9 protein-coding genes are annotated in these 12,020 nt (G+C 52.4%); 3 read left to right on the top strand and 6 right to left on the bottom strand.

Annotated features, from left to right (window positions below):
• Positions 1 to 7: 7 nt before the first annotated feature.
• The 3 genes from SERS4_RS0108370 to SERS4_RS0108360 form a co-directional block, all read right to left on the bottom strand.
• A complete protein-coding gene (locus SERS4_RS0108370; protein ID WP_012005954.1) occupies positions 8 to 2,623 on the bottom strand; it encodes a fimbria/pilus outer membrane usher protein in 2,616 nt (871 codons plus the stop codon).
• 28 nt (positions 2,624 to 2,651) lie between these two features.
• The gene (locus SERS4_RS0108365) at positions 2,652 to 3,335 is read right to left on the bottom strand and encodes a molecular chaperone (RefSeq protein ID WP_012005953.1); all 684 of its coding nucleotides are present in this window, start codon (positions 3,333 to 3,335) and stop codon (positions 2,652 to 2,654) included.
• Positions 3,336 to 3,406: 71 nt separating this feature from the next.
• On the bottom strand, positions 3,407 to 3,934 hold the full coding sequence (locus SERS4_RS0108360; protein ID WP_012005952.1) for a fimbrial protein: 528 nt from the start codon (positions 3,932 to 3,934) through the stop codon (positions 3,407 to 3,409).
• Positions 3,935 to 4,449: 515 nt separating this feature from the next.
• Between SERS4_RS0108360 and SERS4_RS0108355 the strand changes: the two genes are divergently transcribed.
• The 3 genes from SERS4_RS0108355 to SERS4_RS0108345 all read left to right on the top strand — a co-directional run bounded on the left by SERS4_RS0108355 (position 4,450) and on the right by SERS4_RS0108345 (position 7,581).
• A complete protein-coding gene (locus SERS4_RS0108355) occupies positions 4,450 to 5,166 on the top strand; it encodes an EAL domain-containing protein (RefSeq protein ID WP_017892138.1) in 717 nt (238 codons plus the stop codon).
• Between the two features lie 22 nt (positions 5,167 to 5,188).
• The gene (locus tag SERS4_RS0108350) at positions 5,189 to 5,779 is read left to right on the top strand and encodes a LuxR family transcriptional regulator (RefSeq protein ID WP_012005950.1); all 591 of its coding nucleotides are present in this window, start codon (positions 5,189 to 5,191) and stop codon (positions 5,777 to 5,779) included.
• 179 nt (positions 5,780 to 5,958) lie between these two features.
• Positions 5,959 to 7,581, top strand: coding sequence for an FMN-binding glutamate synthase family protein (locus SERS4_RS0108345; RefSeq protein WP_017892137.1), 1,623 nt, complete (start codon positions 5,959 to 5,961; stop codon positions 7,579 to 7,581).
• Between the two features lie 94 nt (positions 7,582 to 7,675).
• On the opposite strand, the gene betA is transcribed toward SERS4_RS0108345, so the two are convergent.
• The 3 genes from betA to betI all read right to left on the bottom strand — a co-directional run bounded on the left by betA (position 7,676) and on the right by betI (position 11,659).
• A complete protein-coding gene (betA, locus tag SERS4_RS0108340; RefSeq protein WP_017892136.1) occupies positions 7,676 to 9,343 on the bottom strand; it encodes a choline dehydrogenase in 1,668 nt (555 codons plus the stop codon).
• 226 nt (positions 9,344 to 9,569) lie between these two features.
• The gene (gene betB / locus SERS4_RS0108330; RefSeq protein ID WP_017892134.1) at positions 9,570 to 11,042 is read right to left on the bottom strand and encodes a betaine-aldehyde dehydrogenase; all 1,473 of its coding nucleotides are present in this window, start codon (positions 11,040 to 11,042) and stop codon (positions 9,570 to 9,572) included.
• A gap of 20 nt (positions 11,043 to 11,062) precedes the next feature.
• The gene (gene betI / locus SERS4_RS0108325; protein ID WP_012005946.1) at positions 11,063 to 11,659 is read right to left on the bottom strand and encodes a transcriptional regulator BetI; all 597 of its coding nucleotides are present in this window, start codon (positions 11,657 to 11,659) and stop codon (positions 11,063 to 11,065) included.
• Positions 11,660 to 12,020 lie beyond the last annotated feature (361 nt).

The following is a 12,020-nucleotide window of genomic DNA, read 5'->3' as shown; positions in this document are numbered from 1 at the left end:
ATTCCTTTTACGGTTTTCCGCAGGTCAGCGAAAGTTCCTGATAGCCCATCAGCTGTTCGGTCGCCGATTTCAGTTCCGGCACCACTAACGAGCAACTGTCGCCGGCATCGCTGCCCCATTTAACCAACAGGCGATCCCCTGCGGATGCCCCGGAGATATAAATATCCCCATTGGTACCTACGGTACCGTTGTTCTTGCCGTCAGCGCTGAACACGTTGGCGCCGATTGGCGGTACGCCGCCGTCCAACATTTTGCTGTGTACCAGCAGGCTTTGACCGGTATGCGTTTCAAACTTCACGCGGGTAATTGCGCCGTATGTCGGTACCACATCACGGGCTGCCATCGGGATATCCAGGCCGTTGCCGATATCTTCGGTACGCAGCGCCACACGGTTGTGACGGTATGGCGACGCAGAAGTCATCACCGCGTAACCAAAGCGGTCAATAGCCACACCCGGTTGGTTTTCCAGACGAACGCCTTTGGCGTCTTTGGCTTCAACCAGCACGAAAGTGTTCTGTAATGGCTGAGTCAACGTCACACCACCGGAGTGCGCCACGATACCGCCCGATACGCCCAACGAAGACTGCTGGTAATCATTGCTGTAGCTGTAACCGGCATTCACCGTACCCATGCTGCCCTGATAACCCACGTTAGCCGAGGTGGTTTGCCCAGCGTAACGATCGTGACCGCTCTGCACCGCGTAGTTCAGACGGTTATCGTCCAATGCGGTACCGCTCAGGCCGGCGCTATAGGTATTACCGCTCTGCTTGCTGTGCCCGGCGTTGAAGCTGGCCGTCATATCAGAGGAGTCTCTGCTGAAGAAGCTGAACGGAATAGATACAGTCATGTTAATACTGCGATCTTTATAACCGTAGTTGCTGCGGCTGTCTTGATAGAACACGCCGTAGCTGATGTTTTTATAGCTGCTGTTAAAGCCGGTTTGAACCGTACGATCCTGGCCAGAGCCGCCCCAGTATGACTGGTTGCTGACGTTGGTATACAGCGTTGAGTTACCGGCGATGCGCTGATTGATCGACAATTCTACACGCTGGCGTTTATTGTTGAACTTGCTGGTGTAATAAGTCCGACGACGTGATTCAGCCCAGTCAGGTACACCCTGATTACGGTCATTTTCATCGTAGTAATCATTGCGGTAGTAGCCGTTTTCATAGCGATCGCGTTCCGCAACCGCATCTGAGAAATCATAGTAGCCGGAGGTCGAATAACGGTAGCCGGCGATCTGGAATTCAGTACCCCAGTCGTTGAGCGACTTGGAATACAGGAAGCGGAAGCTCTCACCCTGCTTGTCATCACCGTTGACCAGGTTGGTGTCGGAATAGGACATGTCAAAAGAAACCGCCCCCCAAACACCCATGTTTTTACCCATACCCAGCACCGCAGAACGGTAGTTTTCTGCCACCAGCACACCGCCGTAAGGCGTAATGTCATACCCCATACCGTGGGACAAGGTACCTTGCACAAATTTTGGCTGGTATTTGGTCGTGCCGTCATGATACTTACCGGCAGTCATCTGATAGTCCCAGATCCCTTCACGCAGCATGTTCGGCACGGAAGAGAATGGCACCACGAAAGTGGTTCTCGAACCGTTGGCCTCAATGACCGTTACGTTCAGGTTACCGCTCAGGGTACTTGGGAAAATATCCGTCAGCGCAAACGGGCCAGGCGGCACGTTGGTGCTGTATATGGTGTAGCCGTTTTGGCGGATCTCGACGCGGGCGTTGGTCGACGCCACGCCACGCACTACCGGCGCATAGCCGCGCTGGCTTTCCGGCAGCATGTCGTTGGCGCTGGAAATCTGCACGCCGCGGAACTGGATGCTGTCGAACACGTTGTTGTTGGTGTTGGTCTGGCCAATCACCATGCGGCTACGCAGGGAAACAATGTCAGTTTCTGCCCAGCTCGAAACGGTATTCCAATGAGTACCGGCACCCGACTGCTGGTTCAGCGTCGAGTTATTGCGCAAACGCCAATTACCAATGTTAAGACCGTTGTTCAGGCTCAGGAAGTAATAGTCTGATGTTTTATCGTTGGCGTTATTGCTGTAATTATTGTGGTTGCCGCTGAAGTTATAGTTAACGAAGCCGGCGTTAATCCCGCGATCGTAAACCTTCGGCGAAATAGCCCCTTGCGGACGCGGCTCCAGAAACACCTGCGGCACTTCCAGATCCATACGCTGTATAGCGGCGTCATAGCTCAGCTTGGCACCCGAGATTTGCTGTGACAGCGCATAACACTGCGCGGCACCTTCGGTTTTCATATCGCCTGGCAGTTTAACGCCGTAATCCTGGTAATCCTGCGCTGTCAGGCAAGGCATTACCGGCGTGTCTTTGGTATCTTTTTTGAATTCGATTTCGCGGTGATCGATACGCTGACCATTCAGGTAAATATCAAACGGATATTTGCCTGGCAAGATATCATCGCCGCTGGACAACGCTGCCACCTGGGCAATGTTGTCGTCGCCATGGATGAAGGAGGTGTTGAACTGCTCCTCCGCCATGGCCATATGAGAGAATGAAAATGGCACCGCAGAAAAATAAATTACACCATTAATCAGCCTGACCAAACGTTTTGGCGTGAGGGTTGTTATTCTTTTATGTGCCATTTCTTGTTCATTCCTTGAAGGGCTTAAATCAATTTAATGCAACGTTCTTAATCTCGGTGTGGCCGCCGTAATCGTTGATATAGGTAAACGACATACTGCCGGCCGACTGCGCGCCCTGTGGCAGAGCAATTTTCAGGCTATCTTGCGGTTTCACCATATCGGCATTCACTTTCCAGCTCTTGCCACCGCTTTTCAGCGTCAGAACGCCCAGCGTCACATACAGCGGACCGTTGTTGGTGACCACCAGATTGCCGCCCTGGCGCTGCCATTTCAGCGCTTCAGCCTGCTGTTGCAGGTTGGCCTTCAAGGCCTCAGGACGGTAGAACAGTTTGATTCGGGTACGGATCGCCACCTGCAGTACGTTATCTTGCTTAGGCGTTGGCGGTATTTCCTGTACGTTTACCCAGAGCAGACTTTCTCTGTCCTGCGGTAACCCGCTGCCGGAATAGATAAAACGCAGAATGGCGTCTTTCTTGGCAGCCAGTTTTAAAATAGGTGGAGTGACCACGATCGGTAAATTCTTCGGCATCTGGCTTGAGTCACCAGTATCCAGCCAGGTTTGCACCATATAGGTGTCGTCGCTGTCATTGCTGATTGAGAGCGATGCGGATTTACTTCCGCTGTTATAAATTACGCGCGTTGAATCAACTTGAATGCCGGCAAAAGCATTAACGGAAAACGCGAGTAAAATACAAGAAAGCACTTTTTTCATCGGAATATCTCAACTCTCAGAATTTAGCCGTCCATGGCCAATAGCTCTATCTATCCTGCCAGCGAATTAAATTATTTGTATTCGATGGTGAAGGTAGCGTTAGAGTTTGCCTGACCCGCAGTTACCAGATCCTGGTAAGATTTATAACGAGCGCGCAGGTTGAAAGTCGCAGAACCTGGGTTGTCGCCATCAGCAGCAACAGAAACGGTAGCTGGAGTAGCAACTTCCTGAGAGATTGGCAGAGTTGCGCCGTTGTTATCCAGGATTTCAACGCCAACGCCGTTAGCGCCGCCAGTTACAGCCAACAGCTCTGGGTGGCCAGCTGGGGTGTTACCGTCGAAACGCAGGGTGTAGTTACCTGCTTCACATTTCTCCAGGCTAATATCGAAAGCTTTAGCACCGCTGGTAGAACCAGAAGTTGGGAATGCGGTAGTAGGATATTTACCCAGGTAAACTTCTTTATTCTGGTCTTTATCAACTACTTTACAGGTAGACTGTACGATTTCACCGGTGAATTTAACGTTACCGCTTGCAGCAGTAGCGTTATAAGCAGTAGCAGACAATACCAGCGCGGCCAAAGGCAATAATACTTTTTTCATTTCCAGCTCCATAGAAAAACAATAAAATAATCGATTCAGTGACAGATAAATATATACCGACCCGGCACTGAGCATACACTCAGCGATAGCACTCCTTGCTTAAAAGGAATGTTGCCTCGATGAACCCATTGCCGGACGAAATATAGACTAAGCGCATTCTTATTGTTAAATCGTTTAAAACATTCATAAGCCCTCTCTTGATAGGAATAAACTATCAACAAATACCTATCGATCGATGTTGACGATTTAATCGAATAGGAATAATCTGTGTTTGGGAAAGCCCTGTAGTTGGACATTTTGACTTAAGGCCTGATTAACAGCACATTATTCTAAATATTTACACTTTGTTACCTTTTGAGTGATTTAGACTTCGCAACAAATTGCACGTTTAATGGTCTGTAAGCGGCATTGCTCTTCCTGACTGCATTAAATAAGATTCTTACCCATAAACAGACTGATTTTATTTTATTTTCGTTATAAAACAGCTATTTGTATATCAATCAAAGGATTGAGGAATGCACAGTTCTTTTAGAGAGCAAAATAACGGAATTAATTATGTTTTCCAGCCAATGTTCGCAAAATCCGGACAATTGCTGGCCGTTGAGTGCCTGTCACGATTCACTTTTAATAGTGAATATGCACATTTCTCTCCTGAACAGTTCTTTCGCTCTGCTGATAGCGCCACCCGGATTGAGATTCTGTTAGAGCAGGTCAGTCTGATAGAAAAATATAATCACTGGTTTCGTAAAAATCAGGTTATAGCCACATTAAATGTGGACGATCATTCGCTGAGGTCTTTGGCTAATAGCCATTTTTCAGAAAGAATTAACGCTACTCGCTGTATTCATTTTGAAATCAGCGAGAACTCAACCCGATTGGTAAAGGATCGCGTCCACGGCGATCCCTCTCTCAAGAGTTATTCATTTTGGCTCGATGATTTTGGTTCTGGCTATGCGGGTTTTTCCGCATTGTATAACAGTCAATTTCGCTTCGTTAAATTGGACCGTTTTTTACTATGGGACTTTATGAAAAAGTCCGGCGGTGAAGGTTTAATGCGCGCTTTATTGCGCTTTTTTCACCTTAATCATTACAAGGTGATTATCGAAGGAGTAGAAACTCCCGAACATAAAAAATGGCTGGACGAAATGCCATATTACGCACTGCAGGGAAAGCTGTGGAAGGAATCCGACATCAAGGATTTGAACTCGCTTCTTACAGCTGAATACTTTTAACTCATTATGGGTGTTTGCCATTATGTCTAAAAACAATGTCCTTGTTATTAGTGAGTGTAAGTACAGCTATGTCGGCCTTTCGGTATTACTGAAAAAACATTACGGCAAGTACGATATCAGACTGTTTTCGGATTTTATGCACGGTGGCGCCAAGGCGGAGAAAATAATCAAGCACGACATCGCGCTGATTTTCACCTCACAAAATCTGGAACAAAGCGTCAATGTCATTGAAAGCCTGGTGTCTTTGCATCAGCAATACAACTCAAAAACACGCCTGCTGGTGTTTTATGACGATGAGCGCGTAGTGAAACTGTTGTCGATTCTGGGCATTTCCGTTGAGCTGGTCTCTACCCGTATCCCTCTTTATTCACTACAGGAAAAGATACAAACCCTGTTGGAAAGCAAAGAGCCGGGCGGGATAAAAATGCAGAAAACCCGGGAGCTCAGCCCAGCGGAAAGTGACGTTATTTTCAATTTGCTGCGTGGCGATAGCCTGCTGCACATTGCCCAAAAACGCGGCACTCACCCCAAAACCATTTTTTCTCAGAAGTACAGTGCGATGAAAAAACTGCGTTTGCGCAGCATGAGCACCATCTTCGTCGCCAGTAAGTAACTCTTCAGGCCGCCGCCCGGTGGCCTGTATTTCGCTCGTTACGTTAAATAAATGTAACAATAAGCGATAAAGCAGTAACAGCCACATAACACTCCTGCCTATTGGTTAGGATCCAACCACGGAAATTTCCCGTGAGTCATGTCGTCTGGATCAAAATCAAAAAAACATCAGGAGATGTTATGAAGTCGTCCTTATTCAGCCGTTATACCTGCTTTGTGTTGAGTCTCTTGTTGACGCTGACATCATTGGTACTGTTGTCGCACCACCCCTGGTTTTGGCTGCCGGCGATCATTTTTGGCGGGCTGAGCGCACTGGGGATTTACGATTTGACCCAGCAGCGCCACGCCATCTGCCGCAACTACCCCATCATCGGCCGCCTGCGCTTCTTCTTCGAATTTATCCGCCCGGAAATACGCCAGTATTTATTGGAAGAAGATAACGCTCAGATCCCGTTTTCCCGTACTCAACGCACGCTGGTCTATCGCCGCGCCAAAAACGAAATGGGTGACAAACCCTTCGGCACTCAGTTGGACGTCTATCAAACCGGCTATGAATGCATCGGCCATTCCATGTGTCCGGTAGCGGTATCCGATCCGACCAGCTTCCGCGTGGCTATCGGCGGCCCCGGCTGCAGCCAGCCCTACTCCGCCTCTATCTTCAATATCTCCGCCATGAGTTTCGGCGCGCTGTCGGCCAATGCCATTCGTGCCCTCAATCTAGGCGCGGCCAAGGGCAATTTTTATCATGACACCGGTGAGGGCAGCATCAGCCGCTATCACCGTGAGAACGGCGGCGATCTGGTGTGGGAACTGGGAAGCGGCTATTTTGGTTGCCGCACCAGCGATGGCCATTTTGATCCGCAGCGCTTTGCCGAGCAGGCTAAAAACCCGCAGGTCAAAATGATTGAAATCAAACTCAGTCAGGGTGCCAAGCCGGGCCATGGCGGCATTCTGCCGGCGAAAAAAGTGGATGCGGAAATTGCCGCGACGCGTGGTGTACCAGAAGGGATCGACTGCATTTCACCAGCCTCACACAGTGCCTTTAGCACCCCAGTAGAAATGATGCACTTCATCCAGCAGTTGCGCGAGCTGTCTGGTGGCAAACCCGTGGGCTTCAAACTGTGTATCGGCCACCCCTGGGAGTTTGTCGCCATCGCCAAGGCCATGTTGCAGACCCAAATATTGCCGGATTTTATCGTGGTGGACGGCAAAGAAGGCGGCACCGGGGCGGCTCCGCTGGAGTTGTCCAACTATATGGGCATGCCACTGCGCGAAGGGCTGTTGTTCGTACATAACACTCTGGTTGGCTGTGGATTGCGTGACCAAATCAAAATAGGCGCCAGCGGCAAGATTATCAGCGCCTTCGACATCGCCAGCGTATTGGTACTGGGTGCCGACTGGGTGAATTCAGCGCGCGGCTTTATGTTCGCCGTAGGCTGCATTCAATCGCAGAGTTGCCACACCAACCACTGCCCGACCGGCGTCGCCACCCAGGATCCGCTGCGACAGAAAGCGCTGGTGGTGCCAAACAAGGCGGAGCGCGTCTACCATTTTCACCAGAACACGGTGAAAGCGCTGGCGGAAATGTTGGCAGCGGCCGGGGTCAGCCGCCCGGAACAGCTGACTTCACACCATATGCTGCGCCGCATTACCTCAACGGAAATCAAGGTCTATGCCGACATCTATTACTACCTGAAACCTGGGGCGCTGTTGCAAAAAGAGATTGAAAGCGATTTCTATGCGCGCATGTGGCGTATGGCGACACCAAACAGTTTCGATCAGGCGATCGCCCTGCCGGTTTAAGCGGTGGATTGTCCCCTCGCCTCAGGGAAGGACTTTGGAGAGGGGGTTGCTTGCTACAGCAGCCCTCCCCCTCGGTGGCGAGAGGACATGTTGGTTACTGTTTACGCGCCGGGGCGTTACCGGCCACGAAGTATTCTGCAGTGCTGCGCGGCAGCGCCGTGCGTTGGCGGATACGGTCGGCGATTTTCTCGGCGATCATGATAGTGGTGGCATTCAGATTACCGGTAATGATCAACGGCATAATTGACGCATCCACCACCCGCAGCCCTTCCAGGCCGTGCACCCGGCCCTGACCATCCACCACCGCCATTTCGTCTTCACCCATTTTGCATGAGCAGGAAGGATGGAAGGCGGTTTCGGCATGTTCACGAACAAAAGCGTCCAACTGCTCGTCGGTCTGCACTTCCGGCCCTGGGCTTATCTCACGACCACGGTATTCATCCAACGCCGGCTGCGCCATGATTTCACGCGTGATGCGGATGGCATCGCGGAACTCCTGCCAGTCCTGCTCGGTCGCCATATAGTTGAACAAGATGCTCGGGTGCTGGCGCGGATCTTTGGATTTGACCTGCACCCGGCCACGGCTCGGGGAGCGCATCGAACCGACGTGTGCCTGGAAACCGTGCTCTTTCACCGCATTACTGCCGTTGTAGTTAATTGCTACCGGCAGGAAATGATACTGAATGTTCGGCCAGGCAAACTCTTCACGGCTGCGGATAAAACCACCGGCTTCAAACTGGTTACTGGCACCAATACCGCTGCCATTGAATAGCCATTCCGCACCGATTTTAGGCTGGTTAAACCATTGCAGCGCCGGGTACAGCGATACCGGTTTTTTACAGGCGTACTGCAGGTACATTTCCAGATGGTCTTGCAGGTTTTCACCCACACCCGGCAGTTCGTGTACCAGATCAATATCCAGACGGTTCAACAAGGCGGCCGGCCCCACGCCGGAGCGCTGCAGGATCTGTGGCGAGGCGATCGCCCCGGCGCACAGCAGCACTTCCCGACGCGCACGGGCACTGGTGACATCCTTTGCTTCCCCCTGCAAGTAGTCAACGCCCACCGCCCGCTTGCCGTCGAAGCGGATGCGATCGGTCAGCGCGTGGGTCACAATCTTCAAATTAGGGCGAGAACGCGCCTGATCCAGATAACCGCGAGCGGTGCTGGCACGACGACCTTTCGGCGTGACGGTGCGATCCATCGGGCCGAAGCCTTCCTGCTGGTAGCCGTTCAGATCCTCGGTACGCGGGTAGCCTGCCTGAACGCCGGCCTCCACCATCGCGTGGAATAATTCGTTGTTACCGGCTTTCGGCGTGGTAACGCTGACCGGGCCATCACCGCCGTGAAAATCGTTCGGCCCGATATCGCGGGTTTCCGCCTTGCGGAAATACGGCAGACAATCCAGGTAGCTCCAGTCTTCCAGACCCGGTGCCTTCGCCCAGTTATCGAAATCCATCGCGTTGCCGCGGATGTAGCACATGCCGTTTATCAGCGACGAACCGCCCAGTCCCTTACCACGACCACATTCCATGCGGCGATTGTTCATGTGCGGCTCAGGGTCGGTTTCATAGGCCCAGTTGTAACGGCGCCCCTGCAGCGGGAAAGCCAACGCCGCCGGCATCTGAGTGCGAAAATCCATCCGATAGTCCGGGCCGCCGGCTTCCAGCAGCAGCACGCTGACGTCAGCGTCTTCGGTTAAACGGGTGGCTAATACGTTACCGGCCGAGCCGGCCCCGATAATGATGTAATCGTATTCCATCGATTATCCCCTTAATATTTGTATGCCTTAATAATGCAAATGGCCTGAAGGTCAGCATGCTGAATAAACCAAGGCAGTTTTGGATGCAAAAAAGGATATATCCCCTATGGATTTCGAGTTACAGCTAGGCGGCAAGGGCGCAGAGCCCCAGGAGCTTACTCAAGTAAGTGACTGGGGTCTGCGCTCGCAGCCAACAACGCTGTAGCTTGAAAGACGACGGGGATAATTAAAATATGGAGGCGTATTCGCCTAACTCGACCTGCACTGATTTGATCTGGGTGTAGTGCTCCAGCGTCATCAGGCCGTTTTCTCGGCCGACGCCAGACTGCTTGTAACCGCCAACCGGCATTTCCGCCGCCGATTCGCCCCAGGTATTAATCCAGCAAATGCCGGCTTCCAACTGGTGGATCACCCGATGGGCGCGGGTCAGATCATTGGTCACGACACCTGCGGCCAGGCCGAAGGTGGTGTCGTTGGCGCGGCGTACTACTTCCTCTTCACTTTGATAGCTGAGGATGCTCATGACCGGCCCGAAGATCTCTTCGCGCACAATTTCCATCTCGTCACGACAATCGGTAAACACCGTCGGCGCCACATAAGCGCCCTTGGCAAATTCACCTTCAGTGACACGCTCGCCACCGCACAGCAGACGCGCACCGCTGTTCTTGCCGCTTTCGATAAAGCGCAGCACCGATTCCATATGCGCGAAGCTAACCAGCGGACCAAAATTGGTTTGCGGATCGGTAGGGTCGCCCAGACGGATACGTTTTACACGCTCGAGGATTTTGGCTTCAAATTGTGCCTGCAACGCTGCGGGAACAAATACGCGGGTGCCGTTGGTGCACACCTGGCCGGAACTGTAGAAGTTGGCCATCATGGCGATATCAGCGGCGCGATCCAAATCGGCGTCGTCAAAGATAATCAGCGGCGATTTCCCACCCAGTTCCATGGTGACTTCTTTCAGCGTCGAGCCGGAGGCATTAGCCATCACTTTCTTGCCGGTTTTCACTCCGCCGGTGAACGACACCTTGGCGATACCTGGATGATCGGTCAGGTACTGGCCCACTTCTGCGCCGCTGCCGGTGACCACGTTGAATACGCCGTCCGGCAGGCCCGCTTCGGTGTAGATCTCTGCCAGTTTCAGCGCCGTCAAAGAAGTCACTTCACTGGGTTTGAAAATCATGGCGTTGCCTGCCGCCAATGCGGGCGCAGACTTCCATAAGGCGATTTGAATCGGGTAGTTCCAGGCGCCAATACCGGCCACCACACCCAAGGGTTCGCGGCGGGTATAAACAAAGGAGGTATCGCGCAGCGGGATCTGCTGCCCCTCGATGGACGGGATCAGGCCAGCGTAATACTCCAGCACGTCGGCACCGGTGACAATATCTACCGCCGTGGTTTCTGACATCGCCTTGCCGGTATCCAGCGTTTCCAGCGCGGCCAGTTCGTCGTTACGTTCGCGCAGGATATCTACTGCACGACGCAAAATGCGAGAACGCGCCATCGCCGTCATTGCCGCCCACACCTTCTGTCCGCTGGCTGCGCTGGCCACCGCACGGTTGACGTCTTCAGCGCTGGCGGACTGGATTTCGGCAAGGACTTCGCCGTTCGCCGGGTTCACTGCGTTGAAGGTTTTTCCATCGGTACTGTCTACATAGGCGCCATTAATATAGAGCTTCTGTAAGCCAAAACGGGACATAGGTTCTCCTTGGGTTGTCCTCAGGGTGGCGTGTGCCCCCGGAGTTGAAACGTAATGTAATCGGTAGTGAGCGCTATCGCCTGCGCCTGATTAAATGCCGCACCGCGCAACGCGCTGCGCAACCACAGGCCGTCGATCAACGCCGCCAGCCCTTTGGCTGCCAGCCGTGCCTCCGCCTGCGGTAACACCCGGCTAAATTCAGCGCACAGGTTGGAATACAGACGACGACCATTCACCTGCTGCAGCCGATTGAGCTGCGGCTGATGCAGACTGCTGGCCCAAAAGGCCAACCAGGTTTTCATCGCCGCGCTGTTGATCTGGCTGTCGTCGAAGTTGCCGGCGACGATCGCCTGCAGCCGCGATGCCGGGCTGTGGTCGCTCAGCGCCTGCAGCCTTAGCTTCACCGCTTCGCCCAGATGGCTAATCAAATAGCGCATCGTGGCCTCCAGCAGGCCGTTCTTGTCCTTGAAATAGTGGCTGATGATGCCGTTGGAAACCCCCGCCCGCCGCGCTATCTGCGCAATGGTGGCATCATGCATTCCAACTTCATTAACTGCGGCCAGCGTGGCATCTATCAACTGCTGCCTTCTGATCGGCTGCATCCCTACCTTTGGCATAATTCGACTCTCACAAAACCGACTTCGGCCTCGTCTCAGCGGCGGAATTTCACTGCCTTTCCGCCTGCTGAACTTGGTCTTCATGCTAACTATTAAACTTTTTTTTGATTGAACGTTCAATAAAAATTGAATATATTTTATTGCCGATTGGTTATAAATATGTATTTTTCGGTTGTGGAACTGGCTGATTTTTGTGAGGTATTTAACGAATCTGACCAAAATCAGTGTCTGTAAGCGGTTCCCACCACGAAGCGATTTTCCGCTTCGTAAACAAGCAAAGCGGCAATCTTTGGCAAGCAATAGTGATTGTCGCGGCGTTCTTATCCGCACTGTTTCCGGGCGACACCCGCGTGTCGTTCAG

The organism is Serratia sp. S4, from assembly GCF_000347995.1.
GTDB classification, from domain to species: Bacteria; Pseudomonadota; Gammaproteobacteria; order Enterobacterales; family Enterobacteriaceae; genus Serratia; species Serratia quinivorans.
The sequence above is the reverse complement of the archived record's forward strand: the minus strand, read 5'-3'. Positions and strand labels throughout refer to the sequence as shown.

What these genes read in the sequence shown, in the direction of transcription:
- SERS4_RS0108370 (WP_012005954.1), bottom strand. Translation starts at nt 2,623, where the DNA reads ATGGCACATAAAAGAATAACAACCCTCACGCCAAAACGTTTGGTCAGG.
- SERS4_RS0108365 (WP_012005953.1), bottom strand. Translation starts at nt 3,335, where the DNA reads ATGAAAAAAGTGCTTTCTTGTATTTTACTCGCGTTTTCCGTTAATGCT.
- SERS4_RS0108360 (WP_012005952.1), bottom strand. Translation starts at nt 3,934, where the DNA reads ATGAAAAAAGTATTATTGCCTTTGGCCGCGCTGGTATTGTCTGCTACT.
- SERS4_RS0108355 (WP_017892138.1), top strand. Translation starts at nt 4,450, where the DNA reads ATGCACAGTTCTTTTAGAGAGCAAAATAACGGAATTAATTATGTTTTC.
- SERS4_RS0108350 (WP_012005950.1), top strand. Translation starts at nt 5,189, where the DNA reads ATGTCTAAAAACAATGTCCTTGTTATTAGTGAGTGTAAGTACAGCTAT.
- SERS4_RS0108345 (WP_017892137.1), top strand. Translation starts at nt 5,959, where the DNA reads ATGAAGTCGTCCTTATTCAGCCGTTATACCTGCTTTGTGTTGAGTCTC.
- betA (WP_017892136.1), bottom strand. Translation starts at nt 9,343, where the DNA reads ATGGAATACGATTACATCATTATCGGGGCCGGCTCGGCCGGTAACGTA.
- betB (WP_017892134.1), bottom strand. Translation starts at nt 11,042, where the DNA reads ATGTCCCGTTTTGGCTTACAGAAGCTCTATATTAATGGCGCCTATGTA.
- betI (WP_012005946.1), bottom strand. Translation starts at nt 11,659, where the DNA reads ATGCCAAAGGTAGGGATGCAGCCGATCAGAAGGCAGCAGTTGATAGAT.